This is a genomic window from Rhodanobacter thiooxydans (assembly GCF_030291135.1).
Lineage (GTDB): Bacteria > Pseudomonadota > Gammaproteobacteria > Xanthomonadales > Rhodanobacteraceae > Rhodanobacter > Rhodanobacter thiooxydans_A.
This window is the reverse complement of the sequence record NZ_CP127409.1, coordinates 1,838,576-1,858,748: the sequence shown is the minus strand read 5'-3', so window position 1 is coordinate 1,858,748 and position 20,173 is coordinate 1,838,576. Positions and strand designations below refer to the sequence as shown.

At 63.9% G+C, this 20,173-nt stretch carries 26 protein-coding genes and 1 other RNA gene; 20 read left to right on the top strand and 7 right to left on the bottom strand.

All coding sequences use genetic code 11. The features are described 5' to 3' along the window. Positions 1 to 83 precede the first annotated feature (83 nt). Positions 84 to 989, top strand: coding sequence for an RluA family pseudouridine synthase (locus QQA13_RS08405; protein WP_234411388.1), 906 nt, complete (start codon positions 84 to 86; stop codon positions 987 to 989). Here the strand turns inward: QQA13_RS08405 and QQA13_RS08400 are convergent, their stop codons facing one another. Further along, positions 990 to 1,331: a 4a-hydroxytetrahydrobiopterin dehydratase gene (locus tag QQA13_RS08400; protein WP_108472871.1), complete on the bottom strand. Its 342-nt coding sequence runs from the start codon at positions 1,329 to 1,331 to the stop codon at positions 990 to 992. It lies immediately after the preceding gene. A gap of 155 nt (positions 1,332 to 1,486) precedes the next feature. On the opposite strand from QQA13_RS08400, the gene QQA13_RS08395 reads away from it, so the two are divergent. Then, positions 1,487 to 2,095, top strand: a complete 609-nt coding sequence (locus QQA13_RS08395) for an NfuA family Fe-S biogenesis protein (protein WP_108472870.1) — start codon at positions 1,487 to 1,489, stop codon at positions 2,093 to 2,095. Between the two features lie 71 nt (positions 2,096 to 2,166). On the opposite strand, the gene QQA13_RS08390 is transcribed toward QQA13_RS08395, so the two are convergent. Together QQA13_RS08390 and QQA13_RS08385 are read right to left on the bottom strand one after the other, a co-directional pair. Beyond that, entirely contained in the window at positions 2,167 to 2,520 is a 354-nt protein-coding gene (locus QQA13_RS08390) for a c-type cytochrome (protein ID WP_108472869.1), read from the bottom strand. Positions 2,521 to 2,539: 19 nt separating this feature from the next. After that, complete coding sequence (locus QQA13_RS08385; RefSeq protein ID WP_108472900.1) at positions 2,540 to 2,863, bottom strand: c-type cytochrome; 324 nt, start codon at positions 2,861 to 2,863, stop codon at positions 2,540 to 2,542. A gap of 200 nt (positions 2,864 to 3,063) precedes the next feature. Between QQA13_RS08385 and ssrA the strand changes: the two genes are divergently transcribed. From ssrA to QQA13_RS08325, 12 genes are all read left to right on the top strand, one after another. Then, positions 3,064 to 3,418: a transfer-messenger RNA gene (ssrA, locus tag QQA13_RS08380) on the top strand. Between the two features lie 163 nt (positions 3,419 to 3,581). Beyond that, positions 3,582 to 4,802: a tyrosine-type recombinase/integrase gene (locus tag QQA13_RS08375; RefSeq protein ID WP_108472868.1), complete on the top strand. Its 1,221-nt coding sequence runs from the start codon at positions 3,582 to 3,584 to the stop codon at positions 4,800 to 4,802. Between the two features lie 54 nt (positions 4,803 to 4,856). Continuing rightward, positions 4,857 to 5,354 carry a hypothetical protein gene (locus QQA13_RS08370; RefSeq protein WP_159082222.1) on the top strand — a complete coding sequence of 166 codons (498 nt, stop codon included), beginning with the start codon at positions 4,857 to 4,859 and terminating at the stop codon, positions 5,352 to 5,354. A gap of 102 nt (positions 5,355 to 5,456) precedes the next feature. After that, positions 5,457 to 5,681, top strand: coding sequence for a helix-turn-helix transcriptional regulator (locus QQA13_RS08365; RefSeq protein ID WP_108472867.1), 225 nt, complete (start codon positions 5,457 to 5,459; stop codon positions 5,679 to 5,681). Continuing rightward, complete coding sequence (locus QQA13_RS08360) at positions 5,678 to 5,857, top strand: hypothetical protein (protein WP_159082221.1); 180 nt, start codon at positions 5,678 to 5,680, stop codon at positions 5,855 to 5,857. The genes QQA13_RS08365 and QQA13_RS08360 overlap by 4 nt, the downstream gene beginning before the upstream one ends. A 2-nt stretch (positions 5,858 to 5,859) precedes the next feature. Next, positions 5,860 to 6,315, top strand: a complete 456-nt coding sequence (locus QQA13_RS08355) for a DNA primase (protein ID WP_108472866.1) — start codon at positions 5,860 to 5,862, stop codon at positions 6,313 to 6,315. Further along, entirely contained in the window at positions 6,312 to 8,258 is a 1,947-nt protein-coding gene (locus QQA13_RS08350; protein WP_108472865.1) for a DUF927 domain-containing protein, read from the top strand. Before QQA13_RS08355 ends, QQA13_RS08350 begins: the two co-directional genes overlap by 4 nt. Next, entirely contained in the window at positions 8,255 to 8,908 is a 654-nt protein-coding gene (locus QQA13_RS08345; protein ID WP_159082220.1) for a hypothetical protein, read from the top strand. The genes QQA13_RS08350 and QQA13_RS08345 overlap by 4 nt, the downstream gene beginning before the upstream one ends. Further along, positions 8,895 to 9,560: a hypothetical protein gene (locus QQA13_RS08340; RefSeq protein ID WP_159082219.1), complete on the top strand. Its 666-nt coding sequence runs from the start codon at positions 8,895 to 8,897 to the stop codon at positions 9,558 to 9,560. Before QQA13_RS08345 ends, QQA13_RS08340 begins: the two co-directional genes overlap by 14 nt. A 140-nt stretch (positions 9,561 to 9,700) precedes the next feature. Then, the gene (locus tag QQA13_RS08335; protein WP_108472861.1) at positions 9,701 to 10,039 is read left to right on the top strand and encodes a hypothetical protein; all 339 of its coding nucleotides are present in this window, start codon (positions 9,701 to 9,703) and stop codon (positions 10,037 to 10,039) included. A 54-nt stretch (positions 10,040 to 10,093) separates the two neighbouring features. Continuing rightward, positions 10,094 to 10,369 carry a DUF5334 family protein gene (locus QQA13_RS08330; protein ID WP_159082218.1) on the top strand — a complete coding sequence of 92 codons (276 nt, stop codon included), beginning with the start codon at positions 10,094 to 10,096 and terminating at the stop codon, positions 10,367 to 10,369. Between the two features lie 319 nt (positions 10,370 to 10,688). Further along, positions 10,689 to 10,979, top strand: a complete 291-nt coding sequence (locus QQA13_RS08325) for a hypothetical protein (RefSeq protein WP_159082217.1) — start codon at positions 10,689 to 10,691, stop codon at positions 10,977 to 10,979. 634 nt (positions 10,980 to 11,613) lie between these two features. Here the strand turns inward: QQA13_RS08325 and smpB are convergent. After that, a complete protein-coding gene (gene smpB, locus QQA13_RS08320; protein WP_108472858.1) occupies positions 11,614 to 12,105 on the bottom strand; it encodes an SsrA-binding protein SmpB in 492 nt (163 codons plus the stop codon). 141 nt (positions 12,106 to 12,246) lie between these two features. Between smpB and QQA13_RS08315 the strand changes: the two genes are divergently transcribed. Further along, positions 12,247 to 12,678 (top strand): type II toxin-antitoxin system RatA family toxin, encoded by a 432-nt coding sequence (locus QQA13_RS08315; protein WP_108472899.1) that lies wholly within the window; start codon positions 12,247 to 12,249, stop codon positions 12,676 to 12,678. Beyond that, positions 12,671 to 12,973: an RnfH family protein gene (locus QQA13_RS08310; RefSeq protein ID WP_108472857.1), complete on the top strand. Its 303-nt coding sequence runs from the start codon at positions 12,671 to 12,673 to the stop codon at positions 12,971 to 12,973. The genes QQA13_RS08315 and QQA13_RS08310 overlap by 8 nt, the downstream gene beginning before the upstream one ends. On the opposite strand, the gene QQA13_RS08305 is transcribed toward QQA13_RS08310, so the two are convergent. Then, the gene (locus QQA13_RS08305; protein WP_108472856.1) at positions 12,967 to 13,437 is read right to left on the bottom strand and encodes an outer membrane protein assembly factor BamE; all 471 of its coding nucleotides are present in this window, start codon (positions 13,435 to 13,437) and stop codon (positions 12,967 to 12,969) included. The two genes, QQA13_RS08310 and QQA13_RS08305, sit on opposite strands and share 7 nt — an antisense overlap. Before the next feature lie 75 nt (positions 13,438 to 13,512). On the opposite strand from QQA13_RS08305, the gene fur reads away from it, so the two are divergent. Further along, complete coding sequence (gene fur, locus QQA13_RS08300; protein ID WP_108472855.1) at positions 13,513 to 13,935, top strand: ferric iron uptake transcriptional regulator; 423 nt, start codon at positions 13,513 to 13,515, stop codon at positions 13,933 to 13,935. 287 nt (positions 13,936 to 14,222) lie between these two features. Here the strand turns inward: fur and QQA13_RS08295 are convergent, their stop codons facing one another. Further along, entirely contained in the window at positions 14,223 to 15,821 is a 1,599-nt protein-coding gene (locus QQA13_RS08295; protein WP_108472854.1) for an MASE1 domain-containing sensor histidine kinase, read from the bottom strand. A 96-nt stretch (positions 15,822 to 15,917) separates the two neighbouring features. On the opposite strand from QQA13_RS08295, the gene QQA13_RS08290 reads away from it, so the two are divergent. Continuing rightward, positions 15,918 to 16,553, top strand: a complete 636-nt coding sequence (locus QQA13_RS08290) for a response regulator transcription factor (RefSeq protein WP_108472853.1) — start codon at positions 15,918 to 15,920, stop codon at positions 16,551 to 16,553. A 15-nt stretch (positions 16,554 to 16,568) separates the two neighbouring features. Here the strand turns inward: QQA13_RS08290 and recN are convergent, their stop codons facing one another. Continuing rightward, positions 16,569 to 18,242 carry a DNA repair protein RecN gene (gene recN, locus QQA13_RS08285; protein ID WP_108472852.1) on the bottom strand — a complete coding sequence of 558 codons (1,674 nt, stop codon included), beginning with the start codon at positions 18,240 to 18,242 and terminating at the stop codon, positions 16,569 to 16,571. A 123-nt stretch (positions 18,243 to 18,365) separates the two neighbouring features. On the opposite strand from recN, the gene hrcA reads away from it, so the two are divergent. Continuing rightward, complete coding sequence (hrcA, locus tag QQA13_RS08280) at positions 18,366 to 19,436, top strand: heat-inducible transcriptional repressor HrcA (RefSeq protein WP_108472851.1); 1,071 nt, start codon at positions 18,366 to 18,368, stop codon at positions 19,434 to 19,436. An 83-nt stretch (positions 19,437 to 19,519) separates the two neighbouring features. Continuing rightward, the gene (grpE, locus tag QQA13_RS08275; RefSeq protein WP_108472850.1) at positions 19,520 to 20,053 is read left to right on the top strand and encodes a nucleotide exchange factor GrpE; all 534 of its coding nucleotides are present in this window, start codon (positions 19,520 to 19,522) and stop codon (positions 20,051 to 20,053) included. The last annotated feature ends 120 nt before the right edge of the window (positions 20,054 to 20,173 follow it).

Below are 20,173 nucleotides of genomic sequence, written 5' to 3'. Positions count from 1 at the left end.
CAACTTCCCATGACGCACCTCACGGTGTACGTCAAGTCGAGATCGGCCCCGAGCGCGACGGCCAGCGCATCGACAACGCGCTGGTGACCCTGCTCAAAGGCGTGCCCAAGAGCATGATTTACCGGCTTTTGCGCACCGGCCAGGTGCGCGTGAACGGCAAGCGGGCCAAGCCGGATACCCGTCTCGCTGACGGTGATACGCTGCGCATTCCGCCGGTCCGGCTGGCGGAGCGGCCGGAGCAGCCGGGGCCGTCGGGCGGGCAGGTAGCCGAGGTGGCCGACGCGATCATCTTCGAGGACAAGCACTTCCTGGTGATCGACAAGCCCGCCGGCGTGGCCAGCCACGGCGGCAGCGGGATCAGCCACGGTGCGATCGAACTGTTGCGCGCCGCGCGGCCACAGGAACATCTGGAGCTGGTGCACCGGCTCGACCGTGACACCAGCGGCGTGCTGGTATTTGCCCGTACCCGGGCGGGGCTGACCGGCCTGCAGGCGGCGATCCGCGCCGGCGAGGTCACCAAGCAGTACCTGTGCCTGATGCTTGGCCACCCGTCCAAGGCGAAGTTCGACGTGAATGCACCGCTGCTCAAATCCGTGCTGCAGGGCGGCGAGCGGATGGTGCGGGTGGCGGACAACGGCAAGCCGTCACTGACCTTCTTCCGTGAAATGGAGCAGTACCCCAGTGCCCGCCTGATGCAGGCCACGCTGGGTACCGGCCGTACCCACCAGATTCGCGTGCATGCGGCGCACATCGGCCACCCGCTGGCCGGCGACCCGAAGTACGGCGATCGGGAGATGAACAAGCGTTACCGCGAGATGGGCCTGAACCGGATGTTCCTGCATGCCTCGCACATGAGCTTCGACCTGGATGGGCGCGCCTACAGCTTTTCCGCGCCACTGCCCGACGACCTCAAGGATTTCCTCGACGTGCTGGCGGTGAAGGGCAAGCGGCTGGTGTGGATGCAGGAAAAGTCGCGCACCGATTTCTGATCAGCGCGCCAGCAGGGCTTCGACCCGTGCGGCGCAGATGAAATCGTTCAGCGACAGGCCGCCTACGTCGTGGGTCGACCACAACACCTGGCAATGGCCGTAACCGGCTTCCAGGTCCGGGTGATGGTCTTCCTGGTTGGCCATGAAGCCCACCGCGTTGATGAAGCCCAGCGTGTGGTGGAAGTCGGCGAAACGGAAATCCTTGGCGATGGCCGTGTCGTCGCCACGCAGCTGCCAGCCCGGCAGTTGCTGCAGCAGCTCGGCCACCCGTGCGGCATCCAGTGCGTGTTCCTTGCCCTTGCGCGGTTGGCAATGCCGGCTGGCCAGGTCGTTGGCGTTCATTGTTGTCTCCGTCGAGGTCGAGAGCTTCGGGGATGCGAAGCGTCGAAGTTGCGCACACAAATGTCAAAGCACGCATCGAACTCGAAACAGGACTAAAATGGTGCTGTTTCGCCGGTGAGGCCCACCGGCAACCATCTGGCGACCCTGGAGCAGGCATGATCGACATCTCGGAACGCGCGCAGCAGCATTTCCTGCGGCTTCTTTCGCAGCAAGGCATCGACGGGCTGGGCATCCGCCTGCGGGTGACCTCGCCGGGCACGCCGGCGGCCAACTGCGAGCTGGAATTCTGCGAGCCGGTGGACCTGGTCGGCGGGGAGTGGACGATCGAGTGCGCCGGCTTCGACTTCCATATCGACGGCGACAGCGCCAGCTGGCTGGACCAGGCCAGCATCGACTTCGAGCCGAATGCCACCGGCGGCCAGCTCAACATCCGTGCGCCGAAGATCAAGGGTCACGTGCCTGGTGTGGAAGCTGGCCTGATCGAGCGCGTGCGCTACGTGCTGGAGGCGGAAATCAACCCGAAGCTGGCCTCGCACGGCGGCCGGGTCAGCCTGCTGGAGATCGATGCCGGCGGTGCGGTGCTGCTGCAGTTCGGCGGTGGTTGTCATGGTTGCGGCATGGTCGACGTGACGCTGAAGCAGGGCGTGGAAAAGACTCTGCGCGAGCGGGTGCCGGAAGTGACCTCGGTGCGTGATGCCACCGACCATGCCAGCGGCGAGAAGCCCTACTACGGCAAGGCCGGGGGCAAATCGGCGATTGCCTGAATGGCGGCGCGAGCGCAAAAGCAAAGGGCCCGCATTGGCGGGCCCTTTGCGTTCCACATGACGACGCAGGCTTACTTGCTGCCGCCGATATGGCCCTTCAGCGTATCGAGCTTGCTTGGCAGGCTGGAGAAATAGGTGGCGACATCCTCGATGTCCTGGTCGGACAAGGTGGCCACCATGCCCTTCATGATCGGGTTGTCACGCTCGCCGACCTTGTATTCGTGCAGTGCCTTCTGCAGATAAAGGTTGTACTGGCCGGCGAGGCGCGGGTACTGCGGATCGACCGCATTGCCGTCGGTACCATGGCAGGCGAAGCAGGTGACTGCCTTCTGCTTGCCGTTCTCGGCGTTGCCGGCGGCAAGCAACTGGGTGGAAGCGAACGCCAGGATGGCGCCGAATGAAAGCAGGGTAATTGCACGTTTCATGCGGGAAATCCTTGGCAACTTACTTGGCGAGGCTGGAAAGATAGGCGGCAATGTTCTGGATATCCGTGGCGGACAGGCTCTGCGCCTGCGCATCCATGGTCGGGTGCTTGCGACCACCGGTTTGGTAACCCTGCAGGGCATTGATGATGTACTGCTCGTTCTGGCCGGCGATCTTCGGCACTGGATACTGCGGGTAGGCGTTGGTATAGCCGGGCACGCCATGGCAGCCAGCGCAGGTGTAGATCAGTTTGCGGCCGGCAGCCTTGTCGCCTTCAGCATGTGCGCTGGTGGCGGCGAAGAGGGTTGCGGTCACGGCCAGGCCAAGCAATTGCAATCGAGTCATCGAGATCATTCCCACGAGTGCGACGGGTACTAAGGGCATGTAAGTCGCCAAGTATAGACGTTGCGTTAACGGCCTAACAACACTCGACCTGACGTTGGTCAATGTTTGCGCAGCGCGAATCCGCTAGGCGCGTGTTCATCGCATGGCATTGTTGTCGCGATCCGTGCCCCATATACTGGCGAGGTCAGATCGTTTTCCCCGGGGGTGTCCTGGCTTCGACGGGGGTAGTGAGATGACTTGGTGCATGCCGAGGGGGCAGCTTTCCTCGTTAATCCAGCAGCAAACTCATAGTTGCCAACGACGACAACTACGCTCTCGCCGCTTAAGGCGTAAGCCCCGAACCCACTTGTGCTCATGCTCGTCGGTGTAGGGTCATTATCATGAGATCGCCGAACGCTGCCGCCTGGCGGTTCTAGGCTAAATCAATCAGGCTGGTTCCGCGGTGCGTTTTGCCCACCGTACTTGTCGCGGAACGAGATCGAACGGCGAGCTAAGCATGTAGATCCGGGCATTTAACGCCTTCGGACGCGGGTTCGACTCCCGCCACCTCCACCATTACAAGCTCCAACGCAGTCCAACGAAGGCCGGTAATCCTAGCAACAGCAAAGGTTCCGGCCTTTTTTGTGCCCAATACGGTCCAATTAGGTGCGTTGCAATCTGCCCCCAGCCGGGGGCATGATCGGGGGCATGCCCCATCTTTCCCGTAGGCGATGCCCCCATGCCCCTAAGTGATACGGCGATCCGCACGGCCAAGCCAGCCGACAAGCCGCGCCGCCTTTTCGATGGTGGTGGGCTGTACCTGGAGGTCTCGCCAGCCGGCGGCAAGCTCTGGCGGTTGAAGTATCGCCACGGGGGCAAGGAGAAGCGGCTGGCGCTGGGGGCATACCCTGATACTGGCCTGAAGGATGCCCGCGACAAGCGCGACGCGGCGCGCAAGCTGCTGGCCGCTGGCGTCGATCCGGGCGAGCAGCGCAAGGCCGCGAAAGCTGCCGGCGAGGAACGCGCGGCGAACAGCTTTGAGGTGGTAGCGCGCGAGTGGCACGCGAAGCAATCGGCAACATGGGTGGAACTGCACGCAAGCCGGATCATGCTGCGGCTTGAGAATGACGTGTTCCCGTGGCTGGGCAAGCGTCCGATTGCCGACGTCACGGCAAAGGAACTGCTGGCGACCGTCAACCGCATTGTTGACCGTGGCGCTGTCGAGTCTGCGCACCGCGTGCTGCAAAACTGCGGGCAAGTGTTGCGCTATGCCATCGCCACGGGTCGCGCTGAGCGCAACCCCGCCGCTGATCTGCGCGGAGCATTGCCGCCGGTCAAGCAGACGCACCTTGCCGCCATCATTGAACCGAACGCCATCGGCGGACTGCTGCGCGCGATGGATGCCTATAACGGTTCACTGGTGACGAAGTGCGCCCTGCGGCTGGCCCCGCTGGCATTCGTGCGGCCGGGTGAACTGCGGCAAGCCGAGTGGGCGGAGTTCGATCTGGACGGCGCGCAGTGGAATATCCCCGCCGAGAAAATGAAGATGCGCGAGCCGCACCTTGTGCCGCTGTCGCCGCAAGCCGTGGCGATCCTGCGCGAGTTGCATCCGCTGACCGGGCGCGGGCGCTATGTGTTCCCCAGCGCACGCAGTCCGCAGCGGCCGATGAGCAACAACGCCGTGTTGTCGGCACTACGTCGCATGGGCTACGCCACCAACGAAATGAGCGGCCACGGCTTCCGCGCGATGGCGCGCACGGTGCTGGACGAAGTGCTGCACTTCCGGCCTGACTATATCGAGCATCAGTTGGCGCACGCGGTAAAGGATCCGAACGGACGCGCGTACAACCGCACCGCGCACCTAGCCGAGCGCCGCAAGATGATGACCGCATGGGCGGAATATTTGGACACGTTGAAGGCAGGCGGCAACGTCATTCCCATGACGCGTAAGGCAAGCTGACCGACAAGCGTTGAACGCCGCGCTAGGACGGCCATCTGGCTGGCGCGGCATCTTATGGACGAATCGGAGGGCGCGCAGTTGACGAAATTGGGAAACATCGAATCAGGCCTGCTAGCGGCGGCGTCCGCGAAAGCGACGGAAATTGAAACAGAGACGGAACGGTTTTTTCGCCGTATGGATCGTCGTTACGCTCGCATCCTTCAATGGGCATCGACCAAGGAAAAGGATGAGGTTGCGGACCATCTTGCGTTCTTGCTTTTATTCGTGTTCGAACAAGGAAAATCTGCGCGAATTGTGGACGATGTGAAGAATGATTTACTAAGAAGCTTTGCATCTGAGCAAAAAAAACGGCATCTAAATGCAATAAACGCAGCAGATGCGCTGCACGGCAAGCCGGATGGGAGCCGAGAAAAGCAGGGGCGTATTCGCGAAGCGTGGGCATCGGGCAAATACACGAGCCGGGACCGTTGCGCAGAGGAGGAATGCGGTGCCATAGGTATGTCATTTTCTGCCGCAAGGAAGGCGTTACGTAATACGCCAAACCTTACTTAGCCGGTGCATTGCATAGGCTAGCCGCTGCGCAGCAGCGCGTATTCGCCGCTGGAAATTCCGTTGTGATCCTAGCCACCTCATAACGAACGAGGCTAGACCGCAATGCACGCACTCCCCGAAACCGGATATTTGCGCCTGTCGCAGATTGTCGGTAAACCCGCCACTGAATCAGCGCCAGCCATCCCCGCCATCTTTCCAGTCTGCCGTTCGACGTGGTGGGCAGGCGTTAAAGCCGGTCGATACCCCCAGCCCGTGAAGCTCGGCGAACGCATCACCGCGTGGCGCGTTGCAGATATCCGCGCGCTGATTGAACGGGTGGCAGCATGACCCGCCCCAAAAGCAGCACCGGCCCAACGCGGGAACGTCGAGCCGGCAAGGTGTTGCGCACTGTCTGGCGTCGATTGTATCGCTTCAGCGAGCGGCTGGACGCCTGCGGCGAATGCGCCGTTGTCGTGTTCATCGTGGCGTTGTCCCTGATGTTCGCGCTGGGCCTGTTCAAGTGAGCATGTTCGATACGGCCATCAACGCGTCGCCGTCCGCGCTATTGCTGCCGCGTCTGGAAGGCGTTACCACGACGGGCAAGGGTTGGCGCGCTATGTGCCCGGCCTGCGGCGGCAAGGCTCGCAAGCTGAGCGTATGCGAGGGCGACAACGGCGCGTTGCTGGTGACCTGTTTCAGTTGTCACGACACGCCGGGAATTCTGGCCGCTGTCGGCTTGCAGATGGGTGACCTGTTCCCCGAACGCATCCGCGATACAACACCCGAAGGCCGGCGCGCGGCGCAACAAGCGTTCAAGCAAACGGCATGGGGTGCGGCGCTTGGCGTTGTAGGTCGGGAGGCGAAAGTTATCAGCATCGCCGCGCATGACCTTGCCGCCGGCCTTGTGTTGAACGACACCGACGCTGATCGGCTGACGCTCGCCATTGATCGAATCGACACCGCGCGCGAGGTGCTCCTATGACGGCCGCTACCGATCCACTGCCCGCCAGCATCCGCAGTCTGGACGAACGCGCAGACCGTGACCTTGCCGTGCTGGCGCAGGCGCGCACAAGCAAACCGAAACGCGCCTTTGTCGAAACCAGTCGGGACAACCGGGGCAGCCGGGACACCGCACCAGACAACGACTTGAGCTGTCCCGGCGATGCCAACGGCGACCGGGGCAATCGGGACAATCACCCGCATGCGCATTTCGACCTGTTGCACACATGGTCGGACGGTCGCGCGCCGGGCGTCTATTGGGTGGGCGTCATCACCGACAAGGAATCGGGCGCAGTCATCGGCGAGGCTGATCCGGTGTGGGTCTGTTCGCCGCTGACCATCGCCGCGCTGACCCGCGACCCGCAGAGCAGCGCATGGGGCCGCCTGCTGGTGTTTCCTGACAACGACCGCAAAGAGCATCGCTGGGCTATGCCGATGGCAATGCTTGCTGGCAGCGGTGAAGAGCTGCGCGGGGTGCTGCTGAGCGAGGGGCTTGTGATTACGTCGCACCCATCGGCACGCCGCATGGTGGCGGACTACATCGCACGCGAGAAACCGGACGTAACGGCGCGATGCGTCGCGCGTACGGGGTGGCATGGCGATGTTTTTGCGTTACCGCGCGAGACGTTCGGCGACACCAAAACGGAGCCGGTCATTTTGCAGTCGGCTGCACCCGATGGCGTTGCACTCGGACAGGTGGGCAGCTTGGACGGCTGGCGCGACCACGTTGCCGCGCCGTGCGCCGGCAATTCGCGACTGGTGCTGGCGCTGTGCTGCGCGTTCGCGGGGCCGTGCATCGGCTTGTTGAATGCGGAAGGCGGAGGCGTTCACTTGCGCGGCGCATCGTCGACCGGCAAGACCACGGCCGGCGCGGTGGCCGCATCGGTCTACGGGCCGCCGTCATTCATTCGCAACTGGCGGCAGACAGATAACGGGTTGGAAGGCGTCGCCACATTGCACAGTGACCTGTTGCTGATCCTGGACGAAATAGGCCAGTTGGAACCGAAGCATGCCGGTGCGGTGGCGTACATGCTGGCGAATGGACAAGGCAAAGGGCGCAGCCGTCGCGATGGAACGCCACGGCCGCCGGCAACGTGGCGCGTGTTGTTTCTGTCGACCGGCGAAGTCGGGTTGTCTGATCTGGTGACGCAAGGCGGCGGCAAGGTTCGCGCCGGTCAAGAAGTGCGCGTTATCGACTTGCCGGCCGATGCTGGCGCGGGCTTGGGTTTGTTTGATCGTGTACCCGATGGCGTTGCTGCTGGTGTATTCGCCGATGATCTGAAACGCGCGGCGGCCAGCCACTACGGGACGGCGCTGCCGGCCTTTCTTCGGGCGCTGGTGACTGACCCGGACAAGGCTCGCGGCGTACTGCGCGACATGCGCGATGCACTGGCGACCGATCTTGCTGGCGACCATGCCGACGGGCAGGTGCGACGTGTTGCCGATCGGTTCGCCTTGATCGCCGCTGCCGGTGAACTGGCGACCGCATACAAACTGACGGGCTGGCAACCGGAAGAGGCAGAGCGCGCCATACGTCAGTGCTTCGCCGCGTGGCTGACAGGGCGAGGAACGAAAGGGGCAGCCGAACCGGCCGCGATGTTGGCGCAGGTGCGGGCCTTCCTTGAAGCCCACGGGGAATCGAGGTTCACGCCATGGGTTACTGATGACCGCACGCCGCGCACGGTCAACCGCGCCGGATATCGAAAGAGCGCAGCCGCCGGGCCGGAGTATTACGTGGAACGCGAGGCGTTCAAGCGCGAGCTGGCCGTGGGCTTCGACCCGGCACAAGTGGCGCGCGCACTGATCGAGGCCTGCGCGCTGATGACGGACACCGACGGCGGCGCGACCCGCAAGGAACGCTTGCCCGATGGACGCAATACGCGCGTTTACCGGATCGTGCCGGCGCTATGGGAGGTGCTTGCATGACGCTGGCCGCGATCCTTGAACAAGCCGGACTTGCCCCGGTTGCCCCGGCAGTGTCCCGACAAGCCGGGGCAGCGCCAGCCCTTGCGCTGCAACGTGTCCCGGTTGCCCCGGCTGTCCCGGTGCAAAAACAGGAAGGCGTTGCGGAAACTGCCGATCCTTTGCATGCGATCCGCGTGCACCTGCTGGCGCTGGCGGCTGCCGAGGGAATGGACGCGGCGCACGTTCACCGGCTACGCGACGCCGACCTAGCCGCGTGCATCGGTCTGGACGCGCGCCAGCTCGCCGCGTATCTGGGCATGCTGCGCGACACCGCCGACCGCCGCGCCGGACGCGTGCCACTGGACGACACCGCAGCGATCCACTGCGAACAGTGCGGCCCGATCTGGGTTAACCCCGACATTGCCGAGGTGTTGCCCGTCGTGGGCGGCTGGCCGCGTGCGCTGGGCTGTCCGTGGTGTTTCGTTCGAAAGGCGGGCGGCTACATCCCGCGCCCATGCGTGACCTGTGAGGGCTGCCGGCACTTCGCCCCGGACACGCTCAACCCGGAAGCCGGCATGGGCACCTGCGGCGCTGGCAAGGGCATGCACTGGCCGATGGCGCGGCATATCTGCGGCAATCACTCGACAAGGAATCCCCATGACCAAGCCTAAGCCGGCAGCGACGGCATCGAAGCCGCATAGCCTGACCATCGCAGCGGAGCCGGATAAGACACGCGAGGCGCAGATAGCCGGGCTGGCAACGGCCGCCAACGTGCCCGCTGCGCTGGTCATTGCCGACTTTTCCAAAGCACTTTTTGGCACGTTGCCGCTAAGCGACTTGTTGGGATCATTGAAGGAGCATGCGGGCACGATCAAGGCGGGCGACCTGTCCCGCGTCGAGGCGATGCTGTGCGGGCAGGCCGCCGCGTTGAACACGATGTTTGCCGAGCTGGCGCGACGCGGCGCGGTGAACATGGGCGAGTACATCGGCGCGGCCGAAACCTATCTGAAGCTGGCCCTGAAGGCGCAAAGCCAGTGCCGCGCCACGCTGGAGACACTGGCCGCGATCAAGAACCCGCCCGTGATATTCGCCAAGCAAGCCAACATCGCGCACGGCCCGCAACAAGTGAACAACCATGCCGCCGGCATCGCGCGCGCGGAGGAAATCGACAATCAGCCAACCGAACTATTGGAGCACGATCATGGGCAGCGGCTGGACACCGGAACGACGGCAGCGGCAAGCGGAAGCAATCAAGCAATGGAAGCCGTGGGAGCAATCCACCGGCCCGCGCACGCCGCAAGGAAAAGCAGCGGCAAGCCGTAACGGATGGAACGGCGGACACCGGCCCCTGTTTCGTGCGATGGCGGCGGCGCTGCGCCAGCAACGGGAGTGGCTGGACGACGCATCTCAATAGGTTCAGTATCTCAAAAGAGGCATGGAAACTCTGCTGTAGGGGAACGGGTATGAAAGCCATTGCGCTGCTTTCGCTAGTGGCGCTGCCACTGCTTGCGGGTACTGTGCACGCCAGTGAAAGGGCAACTGTCTGTGCCAAATATGCCGTTAACTACGGCTGGTCTTCCGGCTATAAAGTCGAAGCGACAATTGCTCGTGGCAATGAACTAAACCAGTCAACCCATACGCTCAACTACAACGGACTATCAACCTACGTTGTGATCTTTTGGGCGCAGGATCAAGCAAGCGTGATCGAAATGAGCTTTCCCTATTTAGGGCCAGTGGAACAGGAAGGAACCGATCAAGAAGGGAAAAGATGGACAGTGGCAAAGTCGAACTTTTGTATGTAGGAAATCTGAGTATTTTTGTAGGCCGCTATTTTTATCCGTTGAAAGGTGGGTGGCATGAACCGCGTCGCATTGGTAACCATGTTGGCAGCTCTGCTTTTTGCCTCGCCTGTTTTTGCGTGGGACGGCACTGACGAGAACGGCAACTCGGTAACCATTGAAGATGGCAATTTAGTGCGCGTGGGTCAAAGCATCACCTACCACAACGACGCTGATGGCAACGACCACGAAGCGACCATTGATGCAATCAATGCCGATGGTGGTGAAGTTGAAATTGAACTTACCGACGACGATACCGGGTATAGCCATACCCTCACGATGGAGCAAAAATGATGAAGATTCTCATCCTTGCCGCGTCGCTACTTTGCTGCGCGCCTGTCTTTGCCAAGGGACAACGAAGCTATAGAGCGTCGACATATCACGCACCACGCTCCTCGACTGTGCACGTCAACGGTCACGTCACCAAGGCCGGCACCTACGTCGCCCCAAGCTACCGCACAGCGCCAAATCGCACCAAAGTCGACAACTGGTCGAGCAAGCCAAATGTGAATCCCTACAACGGGAAGGCAGGCACAAAAGATCCATATGCTTCACCAAGTCACTAGGCTGAGTAGTGGTCGAGCCTAGTGTTTAGAAACGATTTGGGGGAAGCATGAAAACGATATTGTTCGTGGCTGCTATCTGCGCTCTCGCTGCCTGTTCTAGCGGCGGCCCTGTCAAGACCGGGCCGGATACCTATTACCTGACAAAGAAAAGCGCCGGCTGCGGCTTCTCTGGCGGCGAAGGCTCCAAAGCCGCCCTATTACGTGAGGCGAACGACTTCTGCGCCAAGCAAGGCAAGGAAATTAAGACGCTGGAGGCTGACGCCAAGAACGGGGTGCCGTTTGTGCGGTGTGCCAGCGCAGAGGTTCAATTTAGGTGCGTCTCTGCTGCCGGAAACTAGGCGCGAAATGGCCTACTGGTCTCGACGGATGATGGAGAGAAAATGAGAGTCTTTGCGGCAGTGGCCTGCCTGATGTTTATTTGCCTACCTACGGCCGCGCTCGCCAGAAAAGAAAGTGCGCCCTTCCATGTAGTAGGAGTGGCAACATCCTCCTGTGGCTTGTTTTTGCAGAGTCGAGCGAAGCACTTAGACCCTAATCAAGCTGATGTCTACAACCAATGGATAGATGGCTTCATTTCCGGGGTGAACTATGAGTCAAACGATGCTATTCCTGCCGATCATGCTGGCATCGAGGCTTGGGTAGCGAAATATTGTGCAGATCATCCGCTGGACTCTCTAGCGGCTGCGGCCCTCCAACTGGTACGCGAAAACAGGAGAGGCCCACCCTAACTGACATTTCTGTGTGGATTGCAAGGGTGGCTGGCTTGCCAGCCACCCTCTCAGGAAGGCAGATGTGTAAATTTGACGAGCGCTAGCGAGCATGGACCGGGGGCATACTTGGGGGCATGTCGAAAGGGCTGAATCTTGAAACCTATGTGACACAAGGCTTCTGCCGGCCAGTTCAATAGACGCCACCCCACCAACATCAAACCCCCGGCTTGCCGGGGGTTTTTCTTGTGCTTCACGCGCCGTTTCACGCCGAGCGGTTGTGCGAACGCATGGTGCGCTGTTTCTCGATCTGCCAGTCGCGCTGTTTTTCGGTGTCACGCTTGTCGTGTTCCTGCTTGCCGCGGGCAAGGCCGATCTCGACCTTCACCTTGTTGCCCTTCCAGTACATCGCGGTGGGTACCAGGGTGTAGCCCTTGCGCTCGACCGCACCGACCAGCTGATCGATCTCCTTGCGATGCAGCAGCAGCTTGCGGGTGCGTCGATCCTCGGCGATGACGTGGGTGGAGGCGCTGATCAGCGGCGGAATCGAGGCGCCGACCAGGAAGATCTCGTTCTTCAACACGACCGCGTAGCTGTCGCCGAAGTTGATCCGGCCCGCACGCAGGGCCTTAAGCTCCCAGCCCTGCAAGGCGACGCCAGCCTCGAAGCGCTGGTCGATGTGGTACTCGAAGCGCGCGCGCTTGTTGAGCGCGATGGTACCGCCGCCCTTGTTGTCCTTGTCCTTGCTCTTGGCCATGTCCGCTAAACTTCGGGCCTCTGGGCGGCCGCATTGCCCGTCGCTCCATCGGAGCGACGCTTTTGTTGAGAGTGCGTCCAGGGAAGGACGCTCACTTGATCTTCGCATTCATGGATGAATGCACAAGCCCACGAGGTTGCCGTGATCGAAATTCGTCGCAGTGCACTGGTGAAGTATTCGCCGGCGCAGATGTTCGACCTGGTCAATGAGGTTGAAGCATACCCAAAGCGCTTCTCCTGGTGTGCCGGCGCCGAGATCCTCGAGCGCAACGGCGATGTGCTGGTGGCACGGCTGGATCTCAAGTTTGCCGGGTTCCACCAGAGCTTCACCACGCGCAATACAGTCGACCCGCCGCGACGCCTGCGGATGGATCTGGTCGATGGCCCGTTCCGCAGCCTCGAAGGCGTGTGGGATTTCATCGCGCTGGGCGATGCCGGCTGCAAGGTCGCGTTCGCACTGGATTTCGACTACGCCGGCCGGCTCGGTGGCGGTGCACTGAAGCTGGGTTTCCAGGGACTGGCCGGGCGCATGGTGGACGATTTTTGCCGCGAGGCCGAGCGGGTCTATGGTTGAACGCACGATCCACGTCGAGGTGGTTTACGCCGGGTCGGGGCAACCGGTCCGGCGCCGGGTCGCGCTGGCCGATGGCAGCACGGTGATGCAGGCGATCGCAGCCTCGGGCATTGTCGTCATGCTTCCGGGCGATGCGATCGACCCGGCCCGCCTTGGCATCTTCGCGCAGAAGGTGGCACCGGACCGGCTCGTGCAGGAAGGCGACCGGATCGAGATCTACCGGCCGCTGACGCTCGATCCGATGGAGGCCCGCCGCCGGCGTGCCCGCGGAGGGGCGGGCCGACGGGGTCAATGACCGTCGTTGCTGCCCTGGTTGCCGCCTTGGCCGAAGCCGCCGTCGTTCTTCCTGTCGTCCGGCGACGTGCTCTTGTCGCCCTGGGTCTCGTTGACCGGGTAGCCGGCGTTGTATTTCTTGCTGTCCTTGATCAACTGCTGGGCGTCCTGCGCGAAGAAGTCGCCCTCGGTGCGCACCAGCGTGTCGTTGTTGAAGGTCAGGGTGAACGTGCGCACTTTCATCGCGCCGCCACGGTGCGACAGGGTCGATACGTAATCCCAGCGGCTCTGGTCGAACGGCGTGCTCACCGAGGGCGTGCCCATCAGTACCAGCACCTGGCGCTTGGTCATGCCGGGCTTGAGCTGATCCACGGTTTTCTTGTCGAGCAGGTTGCCTTGCTGCACGTCGGGTTTGTAGACGATGTGGCAGCCGGCGACGGAGAGCGCCAGCATGGCGAAAACCAGCAGGGTGATCAGCTTTTGCATGCGTGTTGCGTCCGGATCGTGAAGGTGTCGGATGATACACTACCGGCTTGGAAACGCCGTGTGCGGGGGTGAGTGATGGAACAGGAAACCAAAGAGCTGCGCAGGGTTGGCCTCAAGGTGACCCACCCGCGGATGCGCATCCTGCAAATCTTCGACGAGGAGGGTACCCAACATCTCACCGCCGAAGATGTCTACAAGAAATTGCTTGCGCACCAGGAGGACATCGGCCTGGCCACGGTGTACCGCGTGCTGACCCAGTTCGAGGCGGCAGGCATCATCGTCAAGCACAACTTCGAAGGCGGCCAGGCTGTCTACGAACTCGATCGCGGCAAGCATCACGACCACATGATCGATGTGGACAGCGGGAAAGTGATCGAGTTCGTCAGCGAGGAGATCGAACGGCTGCAGCACGAGATAGCCGCCAAGCACGGTTACGTGATCGAAGACCACAGTCTGGTGCTGTACGTGCGGCCGAAGCAGCGCGCGCACAAAGGCTGAGAAGTCGCGCAAGCCGGAGCGGAAGGCGGGCAGGCAGCCGGGCATAAAAAAGCCGCGGGGAGGACTCCTGTCCACCCGCGGCTGCTCCCCTACCTGTCGGTTGGCGACGCGAATGGCTCGCTGTCGCCTTTTGACTCTCGCCAGGTAGTGGCGAAACGGCATCCTGCCGTTGTCTCAGAGCCCCCGTCCCCACGGTGACTCTGATCCACCATCTTGCGATGGTGGCTCCCCCACATCGATGGAACGATCCTAACGAGGCCTTCACGTTTCCGGTATCGGAAAAATTCCTAGTTTTGCCGGCTGTTTTCGGCAGAATTGCTGTTGCTTCGCAGCAAAATTCGCAGGTGAACGCCGGCCGGTGCGGGACGCAGGCGAAACTGTCCACCCAGCGAGGTGACCCGATCGCGCATGCCCTGCAGGCCGCGACCGCCCCGGGGCAAGCGGCTGGGCAGGCCGGCACCGTCATCGCGCAGGTCGAGCAGAGCCACCGCGATGCCCTGGCGCTCGCCAATGCGCAGGCGCAACCGGAATTCGCTGGCCTTGGCATGCTTGACGGCATTGGTCGCGCTTTCCTGCACCAGCCGGTAGATCGCGGTGCGGGTATCGTCGTCCAGCAGGCGCGGATCGCCGTGCAGTTCGGTGTGATAAGTCATCCCGGCGGCGTTCAGCAAGTCGCGGATCGGACCTTCATCGAGGGCGCGCAGCAACCCGAATTCGTCCAACACGGCCGGGCGCAGGTCATCCAGCAGGCGGTGCAAGGCGCGCCGCATATGCGCCAGAATGGCATTGATCGAGGTGCTGATGTCCTCCATGCCGGCCTGGTACAGGCGCGTCTGGGCCAGTTTCACGTGGGTCTGGATCGCGGTGATGTTCTGGCCCAGTTCGTCGTGCAGCTCGGCGGCCAGATGCCGGCGCTGGTTCTCGTCCGCCTGCAGGTTGCCACGGGCTGCGTCGCGCAGTTGACGGGCCAACTGGTCCAGCCGGCGGTTGACTGCACCCAGGTAGACGTTCTGTTCGGCGACCCGCTCGCTGCTTCGCCGCAATGCATCGGTGGCCGAGCCCAGCATCAGCGCGCCGGTCCCGGCCACGGCCAGGAACAGGTAGGTCGCGGCGTTCGAAGGGGCATGCCCCAGGTGCTGGTCAACCAGGGTCATGCCGAGGCTGGTGATGAGCATGGCCAGGCTGGCGCCGCGCCAGCCGTGACGAAACGCGAAGAACAGCACCGGTGCCAGCGACAGCACGCGGGCGAATTGCGGCTGGGGGGCGGCCTGTTCGGACAGTACCAGCAGGATCGTCATGGAAGGCAGCATCACCAGCAGCCCGTCCATGAACAGGCTGGCCAGCGCGCGTTGCTCGATCCGGGTACGCAGCAGCATGATCATCAACGGCACGATCAGCAGGATGCCCAGGTAGTGGCTGAGCAGTTCCTCGCCGAGTACGCGGATGATCAGTTCCGGCGAGCCCGGCGTGTGGACCAGCGCCAGCAAGGCCGCATCGACGGCGGTGGTCGCGGTCACCACCAGCACTACCGACAGCAGCAGGCGGGTCACCTCCTGCGGACTGTGCAGGCTGGGGTGCAGGTTGAAGCGCCGCAGCAGCCACAGGCCGGCGGCCATCACCAGCGGCTCCGGCAGTTCGTCGATGGCAAAGCCGACCCAGCCCAGCGGCAGGCCATGGGCCAGGCTGATGCCGGCGGTGGCGGCCAGTTCGGCCCCCAGCAGCCAGCCCCAGTAGCGGACCGGGGTGAGCAGCAGGGCGCCGAAACGCAGGCCGTAGGGCAGCATCCAGTACGGTTGTACCGTCAGCCACAGCAGCAGCCACAGCATCAGGTAGCCGGCGGCGAGCAGGGGGCCGGAATCGGGCAGGCGTAAGGGTTTCAGGCGCATGCGTGGATGTTACATGTGCACTGCGTCGCGGTGGCCGGCCTGGCCGCCGGCAAGCCGGATGTACATAACAGTGAAATCACTGTGTAAAGTAGCGGGATGTACAGCATCGTTCTGGTCGATGACCATGCCATCGTTCGCGAGGGTTTCAAGCGGCTGATCGAGATGGAGTCCGATCTCGATGTGGTGGCCGAATGCCGCAGCGCCGATGATGCGGTCGAGGCGGTAGGCCACTGGCGCCCCGACCTGGTGGCGCTGGACCTGTCCCTGCCCGATGGCAGTGGCTTGCCGCTGATCGAACACCTGCTCAGCGTCCATGCGCAAACCCGCGTCGTGGTGTTGAGCATGCATGATGGCGAACCGTACGTGTCCGAGGCACTGCGCCGCGGCGCCAGCGGTTACGTCAGCAAGGGTGTGGCGCCGGAGGAACTGGTGGCCGGCCTGCGTGCGGTGATGCAGGGCGAGTGTTTTCTCAGCTCGGACCTGCGCCAGCGCCGGGCCGAGCAGCCGGATGCGGCGCTGGATCCGATCAACCGGCTGACCGCACGTGAACGCGATGTGTTCCTGCTGCTGGCCGGTGGTCGCGCGCCGAAACAGGTGGCGGCGGAGCTGGGGATCGGCCAGAAGACGGTCTATATCCATCGCGCGAGCCTGATGGGCAAGCTGGGTGCCGGCTCGGAACTGGACCTGTACCGGATGGCGAGCGAACGCGGGATGCTGTCGCCGGCCGGGTGACCGGATCGCCGCGCATCAGGCAGTCTGCGCCCGCTCCAGCATCTGCTTCGCGTGGGCCCGCGTCTCGCGGGTGATCTCGACTCCGCCGAGCATGCGCGCCAGTTCATCGCGGCGACCGGCGGCATCGAGCCTTTCGATCTGCGTATGGGTGGCCTCGCCGTCGCTGTGCTTGCTGACCTTGAGGTGCGCATGGCCCTGGGCGGCCACTTGCGGCAGGTGGGTGACGCACAGCACCTGGCGCTGGGTGCCCAGCGCACGCAGTTTCTGCCCGACCACTTCGGCGACCGCGCCGCCGATGCCGGTGTCGACCTCGTCGAAGATCATGCTGCCGATGGTGTCCTTGCCCAGGGTGGCCACCTCGATCGCCAGGCTGATGCGCGCCAGCTCGCCACCGGAGGCAACCTTGCGCAGCGGCCGCGGTGGCTGACCGGGATTGGCGCTGACCAGCAACTCGCAGCGCTCCCCGCCTTGCGGGTCCGGCTCGTCGCCACCGACCGGCTCCAGTTCGACGCGCAACAAGCCGCCAGCCATGCCCAGTTCCGTCATCAGCACACTGACCTCGTCGCCGAGCCGGATGGCGGCCGTCGCGCGTGCCTCGCTGAGCCTGCCCGCCGCGTTGGTGTAATCATCCTGGAGGCGCTGGCGCTGTGCCGCCAGTTGCTCCAGTGCGTCGCCGGCCCCTTCGAGCTCGGCCAGTTCGGCCTGCTGGGTGGCAAGCCGGTCGTGCAGTTCGGCCACCGGCAGCCGATGCCGGCGCGACAGCTCGTGCAGGCGGGCCAGGTGATTGTCGACCTCGGTGAAGCGCTCCGGGTCAAGGTCGACGTCCTGCGCGTAGCGCGCCAGGCCGTCGGCGGCTTCGCCGAGCTGGATGCCGGCATTGTCGAGCAGTTCCAGCAGCGGGTTCAGCTTGTCGTCGAGGGCGGCCAGCTTGCCAAGCTCGGCGTGCGCCCGGCCGAGTGCGCGGCGCAACGCGAATTCGCCGTCGCCGTCGAGCAGCTCGACCACGCCGGCGCTACCTTCGGCCAGCCGACCGGCGTTGGCGAGGCGCTTGTGGTTCGCTTCCAGTTCGGCCAGTTCGGCGGCGGGCAGCACCCATTTTTCCAGCTCGCCGATTTCATGGCGCAGCAGTTCGATGCGCTGGTCGCGGTCGTCGCCACCGCTGAGCTTGCGCATGCGCGCGCCCAGCTCGCGCCATTGCACGGCGCTGTCGCGCACCTGCGCCAGCAGCTCGTCGTGACCGGCGTAGGCATCGAGCAGGGTCAGCTGGTGCGAGCGCGACAACAGCGCCTGATGCTCGTGCTGGCCGTGGATCTCGACCAGCAGCGCGGCCAGTTCACCGAGCTGGCGGGCGTTCGCGGGGCGGCCGTTGATCCAGGCCCTGGAGCTGCCCTCGGCGCGGATCACCCGACGCAGCTGGCAGCCGCCGTCCTCGTCCAGCTCTTCGCGCTGCAGCCAGTCGCGCGCGGCGGGCAGCTCGGCCAGGTCGAACTCGGCCGCCAGTTCGGCGCGATCGCTGCCGGCGCGTACCATGCCGCTGTCGGCACGGGCGCCGGCCAGCAGCATCAGCGCATCGACCAGCAGCGATTTACCGGCGCCGGTTTCGCCGCTGACCACGGTCAGGCCCGGGCCGAAGACAACCTCGGCGGCTTCGACGACGGCAAAGTGGCGGACGTAGAGCGAAGTGAGCATGGGCAGGCTGCTGATGGAGTGACGGGATTGTAGCGGCAGCCCGGTAGCGCAAGACATCATTCCACTTGCAAGCTGCGCGCGCAGACCTTATTTCTGTCGAGTCTCAAGGACCGCTACAGACGCATGATCAACCCGCATGGCCACGACCTCGACGCACGCGCACGCCGCCTGCTGCGCACGCTGATCGCCCAGTACCTGGTCGACGGTGAGCCAGTCGGCTCGCGCACGCTGTCGCGTTCGTCCGGCCTGGACGTGAGCCCGGCGACGATCCGCAACATCATGGCCGACCTCGAGGATGCCGGCCTGGTCGCTTCGCCGCACACCTCGGCGGGGCGGGTGCCCACGCCGCGTGGCCTGCGCCTGTTCGTCGACAGCCTGATCGAACTGCAGCCGCTGCCGCACGCGGACATGGCCCGCCTGCAGCGCGAGCTGCCGCCGGGCCCGACCACCACGCGTGACCTGCTCGGCAATGTCTCCACCCTGCTGTCGGCGATGACCCATTTCGCCGGCGTGGTCACGGTGCCGCGCCAGGCCGATTTCCCGCTGCGGCACATCGACTTCGTGGCGTTGCCGGGTGCGCGGGTGCTGGTGATCCTGGTGTTCAGCGACAACCAGGTGCAGAACCGCATCGTGCAACTGGCCCGGCCGCTCGACGGCCGCGAGCTGGAGCAGGCGGCGAACTATCTGAATAGCCACTTCGCCGGTCTGCGCGTGGACGATATCCGCGCGCACCTGCTGGCCGAAGTGCGCAAGGCCGGCAGCGAGTTGAACCAGTTGCTGGCCAGCACGGTGGAACTGGCCACCGCCTCGTTCGCGCCGCCGGCAAGTGGCCCGAGCGGTCCGGATGTGCTGGTCAGTGGCCAGACCAACCTGATGGGCTATTCCGAACTGGCCGACATGCAACGCCTGCGCGAGCTGTTCGAGGCATTCCAGCAGAAGAACGAGTTGCTGCAGCTGATGGAAGTCTGCGCCCGGGCGCCGGGCGTACGGCTGTTCATCGGCGAGGAGTCGGGCTTCACTGCCCTCGACGGCTGCAGCGTGGTGACCGCCAGCTACGGCGCGCAGGGACGCGTGCTGGGCGCGGTCGGCGTGATCGGCCCGACCCGGATGGCCTACGAGCGGGTGATCCCGGTGGTGCAGGCCACCGCCGGATTGCTCAGCGACGCCTTGAATCGCGCCGCCACGACCCTATAACCGCAGCGGGAGCGGGTTTCTCGCGAATTTTTCCAGGGCGGCCGGCATGCATGCTGGCCATGACAACTGTTTTTGGAGTGAGCATGCAGAACAACGATCCGCAGTCGCCTGGCGATACGCCAGTCCAGGGCCAGCCGGGTGAATCGTCGACCACGGAGCTGGAAACCCTGCAGGCGCGCGTGGCCGGGCTGGAGGCAAGCAACGCCGAGTTGCGCGAGACCGTGCTGCGCGAAAAGGCCGAACTCGAAAACCAGCGTCGTCGGCTGCATCGCGACCTGGAACAGGCCCGCCGTTTCGCCAACGAAAAACTGCTGAGCGAACTGCTGCCGGTCTACGACGGCCTGGAAAGCGGCCTGGCCGTGGAGGGCGGCGACGTCGCCTCGATGCGCGAAGGCCTCGGCCTGACCCTGAAGGCGCTGCTGAAAGTGGCCGAGAACCACGGCATGGCGCAGGTCGATCCGCTGGGCCAGCCGCTCGATCCGGAACGTCACCACGCGGTGAGCATGGTCGAGGCGCCAGGCCAGGCGCCAGGCACCGTGGTCAGCGTGCTACAGAAGGGCTATGTACTGAACGATCGCCTGCTGCGCCCCGCGCTGGTCGCGGTGGCAAAGGATTGAGTGGCACCGATGCCGGCGCCCGCCTGAACGGCGCGACGGCGAACAGCACGAAATCGCATCCGGGGCCTTGCCGGCATTGAATCGCCAAGGCAGACCCCCATCTGGAAACCATCGCGGCCG

Coding starts and splice junctions, on each gene's coding strand:
- QQA13_RS08295 (WP_108472854.1), bottom strand. CDS start 15,821: ATGCGCCTGAAACCCTTACGCCTGCCCGATTCCGGCCCCCTGCTCGCC.
- QQA13_RS08370 (WP_159082222.1), top strand. CDS start 4,857: ATGGACGAATCGGAGGGCGCGCAGTTGACGAAATTGGGAAACATCGAA.
- fur (WP_108472855.1), top strand. CDS start 13,513: ATGGAACAGGAAACCAAAGAGCTGCGCAGGGTTGGCCTCAAGGTGACC.
- QQA13_RS08360 (WP_159082221.1), top strand. CDS start 5,678: ATGACCCGCCCCAAAAGCAGCACCGGCCCAACGCGGGAACGTCGAGCC.
- QQA13_RS08310 (WP_108472857.1), top strand. CDS start 12,671: ATGGTTGAACGCACGATCCACGTCGAGGTGGTTTACGCCGGGTCGGGG.
- smpB (WP_108472858.1), bottom strand. CDS start 12,105: ATGGCCAAGAGCAAGGACAAGGACAACAAGGGCGGCGGTACCATCGCG.
- QQA13_RS08290 (WP_108472853.1), top strand. CDS start 15,918: ATGTACAGCATCGTTCTGGTCGATGACCATGCCATCGTTCGCGAGGGT.
- QQA13_RS08390 (WP_108472869.1), bottom strand. CDS start 2,520: ATGAAACGTGCAATTACCCTGCTTTCATTCGGCGCCATCCTGGCGTTC.
- QQA13_RS08305 (WP_108472856.1), bottom strand. CDS start 13,437: ATGCAAAAGCTGATCACCCTGCTGGTTTTCGCCATGCTGGCGCTCTCC.
- QQA13_RS08395 (WP_108472870.1), top strand. CDS start 1,487: ATGATCGACATCTCGGAACGCGCGCAGCAGCATTTCCTGCGGCTTCTT.
- QQA13_RS08350 (WP_108472865.1), top strand. CDS start 6,312: ATGACGGCCGCTACCGATCCACTGCCCGCCAGCATCCGCAGTCTGGAC.
- QQA13_RS08335 (WP_108472861.1), top strand. CDS start 9,701: ATGAAAGCCATTGCGCTGCTTTCGCTAGTGGCGCTGCCACTGCTTGCG.
- QQA13_RS08325 (WP_159082217.1), top strand. CDS start 10,689: ATGAAAACGATATTGTTCGTGGCTGCTATCTGCGCTCTCGCTGCCTGT.
- hrcA (WP_108472851.1), top strand. CDS start 18,366: ATGATCAACCCGCATGGCCACGACCTCGACGCACGCGCACGCCGCCTG.
- QQA13_RS08330 (WP_159082218.1), top strand. CDS start 10,094: ATGAACCGCGTCGCATTGGTAACCATGTTGGCAGCTCTGCTTTTTGCC.
- QQA13_RS08400 (WP_108472871.1), bottom strand. CDS start 1,331: ATGAACGCCAACGACCTGGCCAGCCGGCATTGCCAACCGCGCAAGGGC.
- QQA13_RS08375 (WP_108472868.1), top strand. CDS start 3,582: ATGCCCCTAAGTGATACGGCGATCCGCACGGCCAAGCCAGCCGACAAG.
- QQA13_RS08345 (WP_159082220.1), top strand. CDS start 8,255: ATGACGCTGGCCGCGATCCTTGAACAAGCCGGACTTGCCCCGGTTGCC.
- QQA13_RS08340 (WP_159082219.1), top strand. CDS start 8,895: ATGACCAAGCCTAAGCCGGCAGCGACGGCATCGAAGCCGCATAGCCTG.
- recN (WP_108472852.1), bottom strand. CDS start 18,242: ATGCTCACTTCGCTCTACGTCCGCCACTTTGCCGTCGTCGAAGCCGCC.
- grpE (WP_108472850.1), top strand. CDS start 19,520: ATGCAGAACAACGATCCGCAGTCGCCTGGCGATACGCCAGTCCAGGGC.
- QQA13_RS08365 (WP_108472867.1), top strand. CDS start 5,457: ATGCACGCACTCCCCGAAACCGGATATTTGCGCCTGTCGCAGATTGTC.
- QQA13_RS08355 (WP_108472866.1), top strand. CDS start 5,860: ATGTTCGATACGGCCATCAACGCGTCGCCGTCCGCGCTATTGCTGCCG.
- QQA13_RS08385 (WP_108472900.1), bottom strand. CDS start 2,863: ATGACTCGATTGCAATTGCTTGGCCTGGCCGTGACCGCAACCCTCTTC.